This is a genomic window from Collimonas sp. PA-H2, assembly GCF_002564105.1.
Taxonomy (GTDB): Bacteria; Pseudomonadota; Gammaproteobacteria; order Burkholderiales; family Burkholderiaceae_D; genus Collimonas.
Window position 1 is genome coordinate 3,860,204 of the sequence record NZ_PDBX01000001.1, and the last position, 17,079, is coordinate 3,877,282.

The 17,079-nt window shown below is 59.9% G+C and carries 16 protein-coding genes and 1 pseudogene; 7 read left to right on the forward strand and 10 right to left on the reverse strand.

All coding sequences use genetic code 11. The features are described from left to right. Positions 1-41 precede the first annotated feature (41 nt). Positions 42-2,228 (forward strand): prolyl oligopeptidase family protein, encoded by a 2,187-nt coding sequence (locus tag BCF11_RS17775; RefSeq protein WP_199110911.1) that lies wholly within the window; start codon positions 42-44, stop codon positions 2,226-2,228. Between the two features lie 206 nt (positions 2,229-2,434). On the opposite strand, the gene BCF11_RS17780 is transcribed toward BCF11_RS17775, so the two are convergent. Both BCF11_RS17780 and BCF11_RS17785 read right to left on the reverse strand, forming a co-directional pair. Continuing rightward, positions 2,435-3,301 (reverse strand): Crp/Fnr family transcriptional regulator, encoded by an 867-nt coding sequence (locus tag BCF11_RS17780; protein ID WP_098495921.1) that lies wholly within the window; start codon positions 3,299-3,301, stop codon positions 2,435-2,437. 247 nt (positions 3,302-3,548) lie between these two features. Next, positions 3,549-3,749 (reverse strand): hypothetical protein, encoded by a 201-nt coding sequence (locus BCF11_RS17785; RefSeq protein WP_098495922.1) that lies wholly within the window; start codon positions 3,747-3,749, stop codon positions 3,549-3,551. A 396-nt stretch (positions 3,750-4,145) separates the two neighbouring features. Between BCF11_RS17785 and BCF11_RS17790 the strand changes: the two genes are divergently transcribed. Then, positions 4,146-4,478 (forward strand): hypothetical protein, encoded by a 333-nt coding sequence (locus BCF11_RS17790; RefSeq protein ID WP_098495923.1) that lies wholly within the window; start codon positions 4,146-4,148, stop codon positions 4,476-4,478. Here BCF11_RS17790 and BCF11_RS28190 read toward each other — a convergent pair. Further along, positions 4,470-4,664, reverse strand: coding sequence for a hypothetical protein (locus BCF11_RS28190; RefSeq protein WP_098495924.1), 195 nt, complete (start codon positions 4,662-4,664; stop codon positions 4,470-4,472). The two genes, BCF11_RS17790 and BCF11_RS28190, sit on opposite strands and share 9 nt — an antisense overlap. A gap of 68 nt (positions 4,665-4,732) precedes the next feature. Here BCF11_RS28190 and BCF11_RS17800 point away from each other — a divergent pair, with 68 nt between their 5' ends. Further along, positions 4,733-5,458 carry an AzlC family ABC transporter permease gene (locus tag BCF11_RS17800; RefSeq protein ID WP_098495925.1) on the forward strand — a complete coding sequence of 242 codons (726 nt, stop codon included), beginning with the start codon at positions 4,733-4,735 and terminating at the stop codon, positions 5,456-5,458. Further along, on the forward strand, positions 5,455-5,781 hold the full coding sequence (locus tag BCF11_RS17805) for an AzlD domain-containing protein (RefSeq protein ID WP_098495926.1): 327 nt from the start codon (positions 5,455-5,457) through the stop codon (positions 5,779-5,781). The genes BCF11_RS17800 and BCF11_RS17805 overlap by 4 nt, the downstream gene beginning before the upstream one ends. 6 nt (positions 5,782-5,787) lie before the next feature. On the opposite strand, the gene BCF11_RS17810 is transcribed toward BCF11_RS17805, so the two are convergent. Next, positions 5,788-6,726, reverse strand: a complete 939-nt coding sequence (locus BCF11_RS17810) for a LysR family transcriptional regulator (protein ID WP_098495927.1) — start codon at positions 6,724-6,726, stop codon at positions 5,788-5,790. Positions 6,727-6,874: 148 nt separating this feature from the next. Here BCF11_RS17810 and BCF11_RS17815 point away from each other — a divergent pair, with 148 nt between their 5' ends. Continuing rightward, positions 6,875-7,891 (forward strand): NAD(P)-dependent alcohol dehydrogenase, encoded by a 1,017-nt coding sequence (locus BCF11_RS17815; protein ID WP_098495928.1) that lies wholly within the window; start codon positions 6,875-6,877, stop codon positions 7,889-7,891. Between the two features lie 154 nt (positions 7,892-8,045). On the opposite strand, the gene BCF11_RS17820 is transcribed toward BCF11_RS17815, so the two are convergent. From BCF11_RS17820 to BCF11_RS17835, 5 genes and pseudogenes are all read right to left on the reverse strand, one after another. Then, positions 8,046-8,624: a hypothetical protein gene (locus BCF11_RS17820; RefSeq protein ID WP_098495929.1), complete on the reverse strand. Its 579-nt coding sequence runs from the start codon at positions 8,622-8,624 to the stop codon at positions 8,046-8,048. Between the two features lie 108 nt (positions 8,625-8,732). Beyond that, positions 8,733-9,494 carry a metallophosphoesterase family protein gene (locus tag BCF11_RS17825; RefSeq protein ID WP_098497558.1) on the reverse strand — a complete coding sequence of 254 codons (762 nt, stop codon included), beginning with the start codon at positions 9,492-9,494 and terminating at the stop codon, positions 8,733-8,735. A gap of 58 nt (positions 9,495-9,552) precedes the next feature. Continuing rightward, positions 9,553-10,383 carry a DUF2628 domain-containing protein gene (locus BCF11_RS17830; RefSeq protein WP_158229223.1) on the reverse strand — a complete coding sequence of 277 codons (831 nt, stop codon included), beginning with the start codon at positions 10,381-10,383 and terminating at the stop codon, positions 9,553-9,555. Positions 10,384-10,431: 48 nt separating this feature from the next. Continuing rightward, a pseudogene (locus BCF11_RS28660) lies at positions 10,432-10,494 on the reverse strand (zinc-ribbon domain-containing protein); the annotation flags it as partial. Between the two features lie 164 nt (positions 10,495-10,658). After that, positions 10,659-11,585: a LysR family transcriptional regulator gene (locus BCF11_RS17835; protein ID WP_098497559.1), complete on the reverse strand. Its 927-nt coding sequence runs from the start codon at positions 11,583-11,585 to the stop codon at positions 10,659-10,661. 126 nt (positions 11,586-11,711) lie between these two features. Between BCF11_RS17835 and lysA the strand changes: the two genes are divergently transcribed. Continuing rightward, entirely contained in the window at positions 11,712-12,950 is a 1,239-nt protein-coding gene (lysA, locus tag BCF11_RS17840) for a diaminopimelate decarboxylase (RefSeq protein ID WP_098495931.1), read from the forward strand. A 93-nt stretch (positions 12,951-13,043) separates the two neighbouring features. On the opposite strand, the gene BCF11_RS17845 is transcribed toward lysA, so the two are convergent. Beyond that, positions 13,044-14,282, reverse strand: coding sequence for an ammonium transporter (locus BCF11_RS17845; protein ID WP_199110913.1), 1,239 nt, complete (start codon positions 14,280-14,282; stop codon positions 13,044-13,046). 553 nt (positions 14,283-14,835) lie between these two features. Between BCF11_RS17845 and BCF11_RS17850 the strand changes: the two genes are divergently transcribed. Next, positions 14,836-17,031, forward strand: a complete 2,196-nt coding sequence (locus BCF11_RS17850) for a phosphocholine-specific phospholipase C (RefSeq protein WP_098495933.1) — start codon at positions 14,836-14,838, stop codon at positions 17,029-17,031. The last annotated feature ends 48 nt before the right edge of the window (positions 17,032-17,079 follow it).

The window sequence follows — 17,079 nt, forward strand, 5'->3', positions numbered from 1 at the left end:
TTTGCTGACTTGATTTCACCCCAAATCACAACGGACAAAACATGTATCTAAAACACGCACTTGCCTTATCCGCCATCCTCGCCAGCGGCGCCAGCATCGCCCAGCAATGCCCCGCGGCCAGCCAGCCCCTGAGCTACCCGGCCAGCAAGAAAATCGATCAGACCGACGACTATCACGGCGTCAAGGTAGCCGACCCCTACCGCTGGCTGGAAAACGCCAACGGCGACGATACCAAGGCCTGGATCGAGGCGCAGAACAAGCTGACGCATGGCTATCTGGAGACGATTCCGGCGCGTTCCGCGATCCGCGACAGGCTTACCAAACTGTGGAATTATGAACGCTTCAGCGTGCCGTTCAAGGAAGGCGGCCGCTACTTCTACAGCCGTAACGACGGCCTGCAAAACCAGGCGGTGCTGTACACGGTCAAGCATATCAACGACGAGCCGCGCCTGCTGCTGGATCCCAATACCTTGGCGGCGGATGGCACGGTGGCGCTGGCGGGCATCGCCGTCAGCCCGGACGGCAAGTATCTGGCCTACGGCACCGCGGCTTCCGGTTCAGACTGGAACGAGTGGAAAGTGCGTGACATCGAAAGCGGCAAAGACACCGCCGATCATTTGCAATGGGTGAAATTCTCGGGCGCGTCCTGGGCCCATGACAGCTCCGGATTTTTCTACAGCCGCTACGACGCGCCGAAAGAGGCGACCAAGCTGGCCGACGTCAATTATTTCCAGAAACTGTATTTCCATAAAATGGGCACGCCGCAGTCGGACGATGTCCTGGTCTACGATCGCCCGGACCAGAAAGAGTGGGGCTTCGCCGGCCATGTCACCGACGATGGCAAGTACCTGATCGTCAGCATCTCGCAAGGCACCGAGCAAAAGAACCGCGTCTACTACAAAGACCTGAGCAAGAAGAATGCAGCCATGCAGCCGCTGCTCGACGATTTCGATGCATCCTACGATTTCATCGATAACGACGGCCCGGTGTTCTACTTCAATTCGAACAAGAATGCGCCAAAAGGCGGCGTCATCGCGATCGACACGCGCCAGCCGCAAACTGCAAAGTGGAAAATGATCGTGCCGGAAGCCGAGGAAACCTTGCAAGGCGCGAACCTGGTCGACCAGCGCCTGGTGCTCGATTATCTGAAAGATGCGCGCAGCCAGATCAAGGTCTTTACCCTGGATGGCAAGCTGGTGCGTGAAGTGGCGTTGCCTGGCATCGGCTCCGCCAGCGGTTTTGGCGGCAAGCGCAGCGATAAGGAAACCTTCTATTCGTTTACCGGCTTCACCACTCCAGCCGCCATCTATCGCTACGACCTGGCAAGCGGCAAGAGCAGCCTGTACCGGCAGCCGAAAGTCGATTTCGATCCGAGCGCCTTCGAAACCCGCCAGGTGTTCTACAGCAGCAAGGATGGCACCAAGGTGCCGATGTTCATCGTCTCGAAAAAGGGCATCAAGCTGGATGGCAGCAACCCGACCTATCTGTACGGCTACGGCGGCTTCAATATTTCGCTGACGCCGGCGTTCTCGGTGGCCAACCTGGCCTGGATGGAAATGGGCGGCGTCTACGCCTTGCCGAACCTGCGCGGCGGCGGCGAATACGGCAAAGCCTGGCATGAAGCCGGCACCAAGCTGCACAAGCAGAATGTGTTCGATGATTTCATCGGTGCGGCGCAGTGGCTGATCGCCAATAAATATACCTCACCGCAAAAGCTGGCGATCGGCGGCGGCAGCAACGGCGGCCTGCTGGTGGGCGCCACCATGGTGCAGCGGCCGGATCTGTTTGCGGCGGCGATTCCGCAAGTCGGCGTGATGGACATGCTGCGCTTCCATAAATTCACCATCGGCTGGGGCTGGACTTCTGACTACGGTTCTTCCGACAACGCCGATGAATTCAAGGCCTTGTACGCTTATTCGCCCTTGCATAACCTGAAGCCGGGAACCTGCTATCCGGCCACCCTGGTGACCACCGCCGATCACGACGATCGCGTGGTGCCGGCGCACAGTTTCAAGTTTGTGGCAACCGAGCAGGCCGATCAGGCCGGCGCGGCGCCGGTGCTGATACGCATCGATACCAAGGCCGGGCATGGCGCCGGCAAGCCGACCTCGAAGCAGATCGAAGAGGTGGCTGACCGCTGGGGATTCTTGACCAAGGTGCTGGGCATGCATGTTGCGCCGGATGGCGCTACGGTTGCCGGCGAGCCGGCAAAGCCCGCGGCAAATTAACCGGGCGCGCTAGCCGCCAATAAAAAAATCCAGCCGGCTGTCAGGGCCGCTGGATTTTATCAGTCTGATATGCCAGTTGCGCCAAGTCCTCGGTTCGACGCGATATTCTTCTTCCTTTACGTCGATTCATCAGATGCGCAAGCGCGACCGGCACGCGGCAAGCCATGCGCCGAAATACATAGCCGCCGCCTTTGGGCACGACTATTTCACGACGCCTTTTTCTCAGCCGGCATGGTATGGCATTCATGCCTGAGATCGTGATAGCACTCGCAAGCCCTGGCTTCCAGGCCGCTGCGGTCCAGCACCGTCAGATGCCCGCGTGCATATTGGATCACGCCTTCTTCCTGCAGCTTGCCGGCCGCTTCCGCCACCGATTCGCGGCGTACGCCCAGCATGGCGGCAATCGAACTCTGGGTAACGCTGATTTCATTATCCGGCAGGCGGTCCAGCGTCAGCAGCAGGCTGCGGCACAGTTGCTGCGGCACGCTGTGATGGCGGTTGCACACGGCGGTTTGCGACATCTGCGTGATCAATTCCTGTGTGTAGCCCAGCAGCAGTTGCTGCAGGGCGCCGCCGCGCGCAAATTCCTCCAGCAGGATGCTGGCCTTGAGGCGAAAACCGTAGCCGGCGCTTTTCACCGTGGCCCGGTTGAGGCTCTTGCCGCCGCCCATGAACAGGGTGACGCCGAGCACGCCTTCGTTACCGATGACTGCTGTTTCCGCGGAACTGCCGTCTTTCATGTCATGCAGCAGAGAGACAATGCTGCTGGTGACGAAATAGATATGCTTTATCTGGCTGTCCGCTTCGCAGATAGTCATGCCGAACGGCATGGCGACAAATTCGAGATGCGGCTGCAGGCGCCTGAAATCGTCGCCTGGCAGGGATGCAAGGATATGGTTTTGCAGCGGGTTGTGGCCGTACAGTCCTGCAATGCAGAGCGAGGTCAGGTTTTGCGTGCCGGGCCGGATGAAATCTCCCTTGCCTTCGCTACGCATGGCGGCCAATACCATAACCTTCTTGTTTGCTGCGTTTTTCGCACTGCTGTTGCTGCAACCGTTCAATACGTAAGCCATCGCCGTCTCCTTCGAGGGGTGGTACTGCTGTGCATTGATAGTCGCAGCTGCAAGGGTTTCGAGGAATCGGCGGATCACCTCTTCTGTTGTAGGACTTCGCTGACACGTTTATGGGCTTGCAGATAGAGCTTGCTGATCGAGCGTGTGGCCCGGCCATGCCATAAGCACAATGATTGCCGGCCGGTATGTTGCATCGACGCCGAATGAGGCGATGGCCACCTGCCAGGCGGCCATCTTGTCTGATTGCCTAGCTGCCGGAGCTGCTGGCTGCTGGCGTGCTAGCGTCCGGTGTGGAAGGCGCCGGAGCCGGCGCAGGAGTTGGCGCCGGCGCCATGGCGGGAGGTGCGGCTTGCTGTGTGGCCGGCGCATTCTGGTCATCGGCCTTTTTACATCCGGCGACCGCGATCATTGCAAGTGCTGTAACCATCAGGGTATGTTTGAATTGCATGTTTTCTCCATCCGATAGCAGCGGCGTGTCAAGACCGCCATCATCAAAAAATAAAAAAGTGAATTGCTGACGTTTTTATTCTTGTTCAAAAAAGTGCGGATGTAAAGTGTGCAATGGCATGTTTCGACCTCGTAAAACTACTGCACACGCGTGTCCCATCGCCTGCAAAGCCTTACGCAGCGCGGTTGTGTTGCAATTTTCCAAATGATGCCGTTAAGTGGCTTAGCGCACAAAACCGGTCTATGTTTGCGGCTAACCTTGAGCTGTGTTGACACGGAAAGCCGATTTGCGATCCGTATCTGATTCATGAATGACACATGAGCGACGCGCGAATCCGTTTTTTTGCCAGTGATCCGTCGCCATCCGCCTCTTCATTCCCACTTAAAAGGACTTATCATGAAAAATATCTCAGCACTCATCTTCGCCGCTTCGGCATTGGCAGCAGCCGGCGCCGCTCAAGCCCAGACCGCCGCCGATGGCAGCACTAACAACGGGCAAGTCATGATGGTGCCTGTTCCCGGCACCAACCCGGCAGTCTCGTCCGACCCGCTGGTGCAAAAGCGCCAGGCCGACAGCGATGCCAACGCGGAATACAAGGCGCGCAAGAAATCGGCAAACACGGAAATGAAGGTGGAAAAAGCGGAAGCGAAAGTCGACATGAAAGAGCAGAAGGCAGAAGCAAAAGCCAAGCGCGACAAGGCGATGTCTAACGATGCCGTTTCACAGTAGCCATGCGTTGCGGCCTGCCCAGGCATGACCGGGGCAGGCCATGGCGTTCAGGAAGTCGCCGCGAGCACCCACATCGCGATCTTCCGGCGCCGGGATCAATACCTGCAAGCCATGACGTGCATGCAGCCGGTCTTTGTAAAAATCCTGCTCCATGGTGAAATGATAATTGACGTGCGTAGCCGGCACACAGCAATTACATACTAGCGCAAAGAGGCGCATGACATTAAGATGCGAACATCTTAATGGAATCGTCCATGCCGCATCCTACCCCTTCTTCAAGTTTTGCCGCCGGCGCTCGCGACAGCCTGCCCATGCTGGTGGGAGCAGCGCCGTTCGGCGTGATTTTCGGCGCCCTGATAGCTGCCGGTCCGCTGGTGTCATGGCAGGGCCAGTTCATGTCGCTGAGCGTGTTTGCCGGCTCCAGCCAGTTCATCGCGGTAGGCCTGGCGGCTGCGCAGACCGGCATCCTGGTAATCTGGATGGCGACCTTCATCGTCAACCTGCGCCACATGCTGTATGCGGCGACCTTGCTGCCCTACGTCAGTCATTTGCCGGCGCGCTGGCGCGGCCTGCTTGGATTTTTGCTGACCGATGAAACCTTCGCCGTCGCCAACGCCTACTATCACAAGCACGGGCATACCCCGCTAGGACATTGGTACTTCCTCGGCTCGGGCCTGGCCATGTACGGCAACTGGCAGTTGTGGACGCTGATCGGATTGCTGTTCGGCGCTGCATTTCCGCAGTTGCAGACCCTGGGCCTGGATTTCGCCATGGTGGCGACCTTCATCGCGATTGTGGTGCCGCAGTTGTTCCGCTTTCCGCAGCTGGCCGCCGCAATCGCTGCCGGCGCGTTCGCCTGGTTCCTGCGCGATCTGCCCTACAAGCTGGGCCTGCTGGCGGCGATATTGGCCGGCGTCGGCGTTGGGCTGGCGATCTCGCACTGGCAAGCGCGCAGCCGTGCGGCAAGGGGCAAGGCATGATGTATACATTGATGATCGTCGGCATGGCGCTGATCACGGTCTTTATCAAAGCGGCGATTTTCATGCTGGGCGAGCGCGCTGCCTTTCCAGTCTGGCTGAAAGAGGCGCTGGCCTTTGTCCCGGTCACCGTGCTGACGGCGATCATCGTGCCTATGGTGCTGGCGCCGCACGGCCAGGGCATCGAACTGAGTTGGCGTAATCCGCAGCTGATAGCGGCCTGTGCCGCGGTGCTGGTGTGTGCCGTGACCCGCCGCCAGCTGTTGACCATCATGGTCGGGCTGCTGGTTTTCTTTGCCTGGCAGTTCGGCGTGCTGGGGCGGTAAGCTGGTTCAAGCGGCGGCTGTTTTCGCGGGTGGCCGCTGCAGCTTGCCCACCATGCCTGGAATCTCGGCGACCAGGGCGTCGATAGCCACCCTGGTTTTGGTCGGCAGATAGCGCGACTGCGGCCAGACCAGATAGATTTCGGTGGGCAGCACGCTCTCGCTATCCATCACCAAGGTCAGTTCGCCGGCACGCGAATGTTTTGACATCAGCCAGCACGGCAGCCAGGCCAGCCCGGCGCCCGCCACGGCGGCGTCGGTGATCGCTTGCAAGTCATCGAACACCACGCGGATATCCACCTGCGGCTTGTGCACCTCGCCGCTGCTGTCGCGCACGCGCCATGGCTCTAGCCGGCCCGCGCGGCCATAGGCAATGCCGACATGCGAGCTCATCTCCGCAAGATCGGCGGGAGTGCCGTATTGCGCCAGGTAAGACGGCGCCGCGCAAATGGCCATGTCTTGCGTAGCCAGCCGGCGCGCAACCAGGGTGCTGCTGTCGGGCAGGCTGCCGATGCGGATCGCCAGGTCGAATTTTTCTTCCACCAGATCCGCCACCTGATCGCTGAAGGACATTTCAATCGTCATGCGCGGATGGCGGCGCGCCAGCGCCAGCAATATCGGCGCCACGCAATGACGGCCGAACAGCACCGGCACGCTGACGCGCAGGCGGCCGATGGCTTCGCTCTTGCCGCTGTCCAGCGCCGAGACGCCGGCATCCAGTTCCGCCAGCGCGCGCACGCAGCGTTCGTAGTAGGCCTCGCCGTCTTCGGTCAGGCTCTGGCTGCGCGTGGTGCGTTGAAACAAGCGCACGCCTAGGCGCTGCTCCAGCCGGGCGATGCTTTTTCCCACTGCCGAGCGGGTCAGACGCATGCGTTGCGCCGCCACGGCAAAGCTGCCGGCGTCTACCGCCTCGACGAAAGCGCTGATGCCATGCAAACGGTCACTCATTGATTGTATCCATTTTGGCTACATACATAATAAAAAAATACGCCACTGGAGAATAATTAGCTTCTATATGATAACAGGCAACCCCTGAGCAGGCATCGCTGCAACGCCTGCCAGGTCCCGGATGATGTGAACCTAACAGGAGATTTCCATGCAAGCTTATCAAATTCAGTCAGGACAAAAGATCGCAGGACTGGAGCGGGTGCAGCGCCAGGGTACAGCGCTTGCCGCGCATGAAGTGCGGGTGCGGGTGCACGCGGTGTCGCTCAACTATCGCGACCTGATGATCGCCGACGGCAGCTACCTGAGCACCGGCGATGGTTCTGTGATTCCGGTTTCTGACGGCGCCGGCGAGGTGATCGAGGTGGGGGCCGGCGTGACGCGCTTGCGTATCGGCGATCGGGTTGCCGCCTCGTTTTTTCCTGATTGGATCAGTGGTGCGCCGACTGCGCAGACCACCAGCCGGGCGCTAGGCGCAGTCGCCGACGGCATGCTGGCCGAAGAAGTGGTGTTGCATGAGAATGCCTGGGTGACGATTCCGGCGCATATGGACTATGCCGAAGCTTCAACGCTGCCATGCGCCGGCGTCACCGCCTGGAATGCCTTGTTTGTCGAAGGCCGCCTCAGGGCCGGCGACAGCGTGCTGCTGCTGGGCACCGGCGGCGTTTCCGTCTGGGCCTTGCAAATCGCGAAGGCGGCCGGCCTGCGCGCCATCATTACTTCTTCCAGCGATGAAAAGCTGGAGCGTGCCCGGGCGCTGGGCGCCAGCGCTACCATCAACTACAGCAATACCACCGAGTGGCAGGATGAGGTCGTGCGCTTGACCGGTGGCCGCGGCGTCGATCTGGTGCTGGAAGTAGGTGGCCAGGGCACGTTGTCGCGTTCCATCCGCAGTACGCGGATGGGCGGCACGATTGCCATCATCGGCGGCGTCAGCGGCTTCGGCGGCGAGCTCGATCCGTTTGCGCTGATCGGCGGCGCCAAGCGTCTGTCAGGCATTTTTGTAGGCAGCCGCAGCATGCTGGAAGATCTGAGCCGGTTTACCGAGGTGGCGGGGATACGGCCGGTGGTGGATCGCGTATTCCCTTTCCAGCAGGCGCGCGAGGCTTATACGCATCTGGAGCATGCCGGACACTTCGGCAAAGTGGTGATTGAAGTCGCCAGGTAAACCGGCAGGGTGCCGCAGGAATAGCCCGGAAGGTGAGCCGATCGCATCACCTTCCGGGCTGTCTGCCCTCGAACCTGCCCTGGCTGCGTCAGCTGCGGGTCAGCGGCAGTTGCGTATTGCCGCAGTCAGGCTGTCGGGCACCGCTAAACCAAGGCTAGGCCTTGGAGAATTTCCAGGCGCCAGTGGCCGCTGTTGGGCCGCTGCTGAGGCCGCGGTTCAACAGGCGCGAGGTGAAAACGCCGTATTTGGTGTCAGGTTTTCCGGCATTGTTGCAGGTGTCCAGAAAGCCGCCATGGGTGCGGTTGTAGTCATTCAGGAAATGCACCACGTCGCCCACCCTGATCTTGCCGTCGTACGAGTCGGTGGAGTCGGCAAACACGCGCCAAGTCAGCACGTCGTCGGGCCGGTCTGCCTTGTTGGCGGTGACCACGCCGTATTGCTCGGGCGTCGCGGCGTGGCCGTAGGTGCCGAGATAGCCGCCGTCGCCGAGGTAAAGATTGAACAGGTAGATGGAGTCGCAGCTGAGGACTTCGCTGCCGGCTGCCTTTCCCTCGGCGGAGTCGATCCGCCATGTGCCGGTGCCTTCGCCGCGATTCGGCGAAACGGAGGTGAGTACGCCATATTTGGCGCCAGGAAGGTCAGCATGACCGTAACTGTCCAGATAGCCGCCATCCCAGTTGGCGTAACCGTTCAAGAGGTGGACCTTGTCGCCATATCGAAGAACATCTGCCATTTTATGCTCCAAAAGTAGGTTGATAGACCGGAAAACGTGTCACACCGGGCTGTCACCGACTCTACTGGCATCAGGAAATTTCACCACTGGCAACCATGACAGGGAAGCTCAGACAGTAATCGACAGACAAGGATCGAACAACGGGTTTTCCTGCTTGCCCGCGCGCGCATAGCCGCGCGGATTGCAGACCACGCGCGTTGCGCCTATGCGATAGTCGAAGCTGTCGTGCAGATGGCCGTGCAGCCAGAACGCTGGCTGCCATTGCAGGATGCGCTGCTCAAGATCCGAGACGAAGCAGGCATTCAGCGGTGAACCGGCAAATCTCGGATGCACGCTTTGCGCGCTCGGCGCGTGATGGCTGATGACCACGGTCGGCCCCTCGTGCGGCTGCGCAAATTGCTGCTCCAGCCAGGCCACGCTGTCATCAAACATTTGTTGCGAGTGCGCCGGTGTAAAGAGCTGAGCAGAGTCGGATGTTATCCGTATCCGCGAAAAATCCCTGACCAGTTCCACTGCCTGTTGCAGGCCGAGATGGCGTTGTTCTTCATTGCTGAAGAACCTGAAATCGGTCCATAAGGTACAACCCAGGAAGCGTATGCCGTCCAGAGTGATGCTTTGCTTATGCAGCACATGCACATTGCTGCCTTCGGCCGCAGCGCGCAATTCGGCGACGGCGCCTTCCAGATCGCGCCCGTAGAACTCATGATTGCCCGCGACAAAAAGCGTAGGCACGGTGAATTGCCTGGCCCATTCGATGGCCTCCGCCGGCCGCCAGATGTCGCCGGCCAGCACCACCACGTCGGCGCCGGTGCGCGGCGGCGCCATGGGATGGACGGACAGGTGCAGATCTGAAAGCAATGAAATTTTCATGAGGTAGACGGCCAGCAAAAATTACAGTGCCTATTTCTTGCCGATGCCGCGGTAAATGCTATTTTTGCTGCCTGCACTCAAGGGGCAGATATTTGTCCTTGATTTCCTGGCTCATGCAGCGCCATTTGATGTGGTTGGCGGCATCAAGCGACGGCACCAGATTCAGTATCTTGCCTTCAATTATTCCGCCGGCCATGACTACCGATACAACGCCGTTGCTCTTGTCTATATCGATTTCCTTTACCGATTTCGGTAAAGTCTCTACGAAACCTGCTTGCGCCAGATCTGAGGGAACCTGCTTGTGCTCGGAATAATAGCTGGCGACCGACCGCGTCGCTTTCTGTCCGATCTCCGCCGCCACGGCGACGCGGGCACGGGTTGTGTAGTCTTGATACGCCGGAATCGCAATCGCGGCCAGAATGCCAACGACGGCGATGAAGATGCCGATCAGCAGGACAAACAAAAAGACGCCGCTGGTGCCGCCCTTGCCCGAGAGTTCGCCAAGCTGTCGCTCTACGCTATGTCTTGATGCCTTGATTTCTGCGATTTTTTTCTTGCAATGCGCGTAGTACAAGGCGTTGGCGAAAATAGCCGGGATCAGCCTGCAGGCCAAGGCCAGCAGGACGAAGCCTATGCCAAGCACAGCACCGCCGGACTTGCCGGTTGCGGCGCCGGTCATGAGCAAAAAGATAGTGACGAAGTAGGGGGTGGCAAGAAAGATGAGAGCGTTGCGCCACATCTTCCGATACAAGAACCAGTAGAAGGGCACGAACAGCGCAGGCCAATGCCATGACGGGCCGCTTTTCCCCGCATCGTCGAAGGCGGCAAATTTAGACAAATAATAGTCCTGATTCTTGGGGCCGATTTGTGCCTCGTAGTATTCCTGCATCTCAGCGCCTGTGGCTGGAGCGGCTTGCACGAATGCTGACACAGCGGTCCCGCAACTGGAACAGAATTTAGCGGTCACCTCGTTGGCGGATGCGCATTGTGGACAGAACATTCACTTCTCCCTGAATTTTTTTGATGCTGATATAAAGCCTTTAACTGGCTTTTTTTTTCTTCCTTGCTATGCCGCGTTGCTACCGCAAGCCATCGGCTGCGAGGCCCAGCATATCGATAATGTTGAAATTAAACAACATTAATTAAGCAAAACCAAAGTGCGATTTACTTTGTTTTTCGCAATGTCGTCTTTAGTGTGTCGGACAACACTAGGCAGTACCGACGCAAGACGTCGGCAAATGCATCCGCCAGCATCGATGAAGGCCGGTGCTCGGGTCGCACCAGGCTGACATGGAAGGGCAGGGATAGCGAGAAGCGGCGCAAGTGCAGGCCGTTGCCGGTTTCATCCATGGCGGTCAGGGGATTGACGATGGCGATGCCCAGGCCTTGCCGCACCATGGCGCATACCGACGCCGCGCTCGCGGTTTCAATCGCCATCAGGCGCTCGACGCCATGTTGTTCGAAAATGTCATCCAGCTGCTGCCGATAGGTGTCGAACACCGACAGGTTGATGAAGCGCTGTCCCGAGAAATCCCTGGGTGTCAGCTTTTGCCTGGCTAGCAGCGGATGGCCGTCCGGCAGCACGCATACCATGTCGCCCGAAAACAAAAGCGATTGCCTGGTGGCGGCCGGCGCGGCGAGCGTTTCCGTGATGCCGATATCGTGGCGCTGCGCGCTCAGCCACTCTTCCAGCAAAGGCGATTCCTGTGGGGTGATGCTCAGGCCCACGGTCGGGTAGTCGTCGAGGAAGCGGCGGCATGCCGCCGGCAGCAGCGTCTGGGCAAAGGTCGGCAGGCAGATCACGGACAGCTGACCGTGTTCGAACTGCCGTATCGAGCCTGCCATGCTGACGATGCGCTCCAGTCCCACATAGGAGCGCCGCACTTCTTCATACAGCGCCAGGGCGTGCGTGGTCGCCTGCAGGCGGCCGCGTACGCGCTCGAACAGTTTCATCCGCACCAGCGATTCGAAACGCGCCAGCTCCCTGCTCACCGTCGGCTGCGAGGTGCGCAGCAATGCGGCGGCGCCGGTGACGCTGCCGGCCGTCATGACGGCGCGGAATACTTCGATGTGTCTGAGCGATATGGACATTTTTGCTGCCTTCGAATATTCCATCCTATATCGCTTATGAATGGATATGCAAATAATTGATATTTTATTGAATAATGTTTTTGGGAGATGATTGTTCCATATTCCTACCTGATTTGGAGAATTTGCATGAACACGGCCTTGCTTGATACGTTTCCCGAACTAGCCCGGCACTACGGTACGCCGCTCTGGATCTACGATGCCGACACCATCGTCGAGCGGATAGGGCAGCTTAAAGCCTTCGACGTCATTCGCTTCGCGCAGAAAGCTTGTTCGAATATCCACATTCTGAAACTGATGCGTGAGCAGGGCGTGATGGTCGATGCGGTGTCATTGGGCGAGATTGAGCGCGCCTTGCTGGCAGGTTATAGCCCCCAGGGATCGCCGGCCGGGCTGGTGTTCACCGCCGACCTGCTGGATCCCGCGACCCTGGCGCGGGTAACGCAGGCCGATATCGAGGTCAATGCCGGTTCGATCGACATGCTGGAACAGATAGGCAAAGTCAAGCCAGGCCATCGTGTCTGGCTGCGAATCAATCCGGGCTTTGGCCACGGCCATAGCGCCAAGACCAACACCGGCGGCGAAAACAGCAAGCATGGCATCTGGCACACCGACCTGGAGCGCGCCTTGCAGGTGATCCGGCAATACGGTCTGCAACTCGTCGGCTTGCACATGCACATCGGCTCCGGCGTCGATTACAACCATCTGAAACAGGTATGCGGCGCCATGGTCGACACCGTCAAGCGGCTGGGCTGCGAGCTCGAGGCCATCTCGGCTGGAGGTGGCCTGTCCATTCCGTACAAGGAAGGCGAGCAAGCTATCGACGCCGCGCATTATTTCTCGATATGGGACGCCGCGCGCAAGGAAATCGAAGCGCATCTGGGGCATGCAGTCCGGCTGGAAATCGAGCCAGGCCGCTTCCTGGTCGCGGAAGCCGGCGCGCTGCTGTCTGAAGTGCGCGCGGTCAAGGATAGCGGCAACAATCATTTCGTACTGGCCGATGCCGGCTTTAACGATTTGATGCGGCCTGCCATGTACGGCAGCTACCATGCCATCTCGGTGCTGCATCGGTCCACCGACGCGGACTCGCTGGCGCAGCGGCCGACGGTAGTCGCCGGTCCGCTGTGCGAATCCGGCGACGTGTTTACCCAGCATGACGGCGGCATCGTGGCGCCGCGCCCGCTGCCGCAAGCGCAGGTGGGCGACTATCTGGTGTTTCACGACACTGGCGCCTACGGCGCTTCCATGTCGTCCAACTACAATAGCCGGCCGTTGCTGGCGGAAGTATTGATAGAGCAGGGTACGCATCGGCTGATCAGGCGCCGCCAGACGGTGGCTGAGCTGATAGCGCTGGAGACTGAGGTATAACAGCGCCCAGGAAGATAGCGGCGAGTATCGTTCCATAAAAAAGCGGCATCCGGGAAATCCTGGATGCCGCTTTTGCGTTAGAAAAGATGAAACTCAGGCGTGCAGGTAAGCATCCTCGCCGTGCAGGTCTTCATCCATCCGGTCCTGCGTTGCGGCGTCGACCTTGACCGGCGTGAACAGGTTGATCAGCCACAGCATGCCGTAAGTGAAGGCAAAGGCCCAGATGCCGGAAACGATCACCGCGCCGCACTGGGCCAGGAAGAACGACGTATTCCCCAGCAACAAGCCGTCAGCGCCATTGGCGTTCCAGGCTTTGGAAGCAAACACGCCAAGCAGGATGGTGCCGGCCATGCCGCCGACGCCGTGCACGCCCCAGACATCGAGCGCATCGTCCCAGCCCAGCCGGTTCTTGAGCGCCACCGCGTAGAAGCAGATCAGGCCGGCGCAGATGCCGATGATGGCAGCGGTGCCGAGCGAGACGTAGCCGGCGGCCGGGGTAATCGTCGCCAGCCCGGCGACGCCGCCGGTCAGCAAGCCGATGAATTTCGGCTTCTTGTGATAGAACCATTCGATGAACAGCCAGGTGATGGCGCCGAACGAGGCGGCGACGTCGGTATTCAGGAAGGCCGAAGCGGTGACGGCGTCTACCCGGAATTCCGAACCGGCATTGAAGCCGTACCAGCCGAACCACAGCAAGCCGGAACCGAGCGCGATCAGCGGCACATTGTGCGGCTTCAGCTCGACCTTCTGGCGGCGGCCGACATACAGCACCGAAGCCAAGGCGGCGAAGCCGGCGGTGTTATGCACCACGATGCCGCCGGCGTAGTCGAGCACGCCCCATTTTGCAAACAGGCCGTCGGGACTCCACACCATGTGCACGAACGGGAAGTAGACAAACACCAGCCAGCCGGTCAGGAACAGGAAGTAGGCCTTGAAGGTGACGCGGTTGGCGAAGGCGCCGGTGATCAGCGCCGGCGTGATGATCGCAAACATCATCTGGTAGGCGACGTGCACGATCAGCGGTATGCCGGCGTCGTTGCCGGTGTACATGCTGGACAATGTGATGCCATGCAGGAAGGCGTAGTAGGTCGGGTCGCCGATGATGCCGTGCCAGGACGGGCCGAAGCACATCGAATAGCCGAAGGCGAACCACAGCACGGTAGTCCAGCCGAGCGAGATGAAGCTTTGCATCATGATCGCCAGCACGTTCTTGCGTCCGACCAGGCCACCGTAGAAGAATGCCAGTCCGGGCGTCATCAGCATCACCAGGCTGGAGCAGAGCAGCATGAATGCCGTATTGCCGATATTGATCGGCATGATTGTAGGTGTCATGGATAAGTTCTTTTAATTGTCTTGTTTAAGCTAACTGAGCGGGAAGGGGATGCATCCGGCAGCAGGCCGCTGGCCGTCGCCGAAGCTCTCCGCGTCCCGGCCGGCATGCTGCGGCCGATCCGGGAGAGGTGAATGCTATACATAAGCAGCTGCTTATATAAGACGACAAAAAATCCTCTGATCCGGTATCTCAGGTATTGAATCCTGGATCCCTCTCGCACGTCCGCCAACCTGGCGCCAAGGCCCGTCCTTGCTGGCTTGCGAGGCATTGTCTGATTGCCATCCGAAATTTTCCGCAGCGCGGGACATGCGGTAGCGATACCAGTTTTCGCTGCTTGTCGCATCAATGCAACGGCAGTGCCGCCATTGACCGTATCGCCATCATGACAAAACGGTCACACAAGCTTCATACGCCTGAAATATTTTCACGTGATACTGCGTCCATCCAAAAAATGCACTGGCGGTAAAGCATGGTTGAAATCACGAACCTGTCGACGATCCAGGGCACTAGATCCCCTTCCCAGCGCCACCCACTCCAGGAAAGAACAGGACCATGATTCCAAAGAACCGCCGCCATTTCTTGCGCACCGCAGGCGCCACCGTCGCCGCCACCGCTTATTCCATGAGCGCCAATGCCGCTTTCCCGGAAGCCATCCGCAAGGCGCTGGCGATCCCCGCCAACAACAAGACCGGCACCATCCGCGACGTCGAACACGTGGTGATCCTGATGCAGGAAAACCGCTCGTTCGACCACTACTTCGGCACGCTGCACGGCGTACGCGGTTTCGCCGACCGTTTCCCGATTCCGCTGGCCGGCAACCGCAACGTCATGCAGCAGACTTACATCAACAGCAGCAAGCAGTCGCGCGTGATCCTGCCTTACCATCTGGACAGCAGGATCGGCAACGCCCAGCGCGTCAACGGCACCCCGCATACCTATGACAATGCGCAGGAAGCCTGGGACCTGGGGCGGATGAACAGCTGGCCGACCTACAAGCAGACGCAGTCGATGGGTTACTACACCGCGGTGGAACTGGATTTCCAGTTTGCGCTGGCGAACGCTTTCACGGTATGCGACGCTTATCATTGCTCCTTCCACGGCGGCACCAATACCAACCGCCTGTACCACTGGACCGGCAGCAACAATCCGGCAGGCGACAAGGGCGGCCCGGCCATCGACAACTCGCAAGACCATCTGGAAGTCTCCACTTCGCCGACCAGCTACAGCTGGAAGACCTACCCGGAGCGCCTGCAAAAACAGGGCGTGTCGTGGAAGGTTTACCAAAACATGCCGGACAACTTCACCGACAATCCCCTGGCCGGCTTCGTCGCCTATCGCCAGTCGAATGAACTGCGCGGCAACGTCGCCGGCGGCGACAATGGCGGCGCCCCTTACCCCGCCTGGCAAGCCAGCGACGACGCCGCCAATCCCTTGTTCAAGGGCGTCGGCAACACCATGCCGGACGGCGGCTTCCTGGCTGCGCTGAAGGAAGACATCGGCGCCGGCGCCTTGCCGCAGGTTTCCTGGATCGTGGCGCCTGCCACCTACAGCGAACACCCGGGCCCGTCCAGCCCGGTGCAGGGCGCCTGGTATGTGCAGGAAGTGCTGAACGCGCTGACTGCCAATCCGGCGGTGTGGAGCAAGACCGTATTACTGATCAATTTCGACGAGAACGACGGCTTTTTCGACCACGTGCCGCCGCCTTGCGCGCCAGGCTACCAGGATGGCGAGCTGGCCGGTTATTCGAGCATCTCGACCGAAGGCGAATATTTTTCCAGCAAGGCTTCAGTTACTTATGAAAAGCATCCCTACGGTCCCGGTCCGCGGGTGCCGATGTATGTGGTGTCGCCATGGAGCCGCGGCGGCTGGGTTAACTCGCAAGTGTTCGACCACACCTCGATCCTGCGCTTCCTCGAAGCGCGCTTCCACGTCAGGGAAGAAAACATCAGCCCTTACCGCAAAGCGGTCTGCGGCGATCTGCTGACAGCCTTCAACTTCGTCAATCCGAACGACGAAGTGCTGCCGACGCTGCCGAAGCGCAGCCGCGCCGAAGCCGACGCGGTGCGCGCCCAGCAAGAGAAACTGCAGCAGGTTGCCTTGCCGTCCGAAGGCAGCCAAGTGTGGCCGATGCAGAGCGCCGGCATCCGGCCGTCGCGCGCCTTGCCCTATGAATTGCACGTTCACGCCCGCACCCATGTGCGGCGCGACGATATCGTGCTGACCTTCCGCAATAGCGGCAGGGCCGCCGCGGTATTCCACGTCTACGACCGCCTGCACCTGGACCGGGTGCCGCGCCGCTATGCGCTGGAAGCTGGCAAGGAGTGGCAAGACAGCTGGGATCTGAATGCCGACCGCGGCGCCTACGATTTGTGGGTGCTGGGACCGAACGGCTTCCACCGCGCCTTCCAGGGCAATCTGTCGACGCTGGATGCGGACGATAGCGCAGTGCCGGAAGTCAAGCTGAGCTACGACGTTTTCAGCAAGCGGATCGGCGTGACGATGATGAACCGCGGCGAGAAATCCTGCGTCGTCACTGTCAAGCTCAACGCCTACCGCAAGGCGGGGCCGTGGACCTTCCACGTTCCGGCCGGCATGCAGCTGGACCAGCACTGGCCGGTCGGCAGCCAGGGCAACTGGTATGACCTGACGGCGACCGTGCCGCTCGGCGGCTTCAGCCGGCGCTTTGCCGGCCGCATGGAAACCGGCGCCCACAGCGTCAGCGACCCGGCGATGGCATTAACCAGCTAAGGCCCCGTCAGGGAGTATCGCTGCGCCAGCGTCTAGAGCGGATGGCGG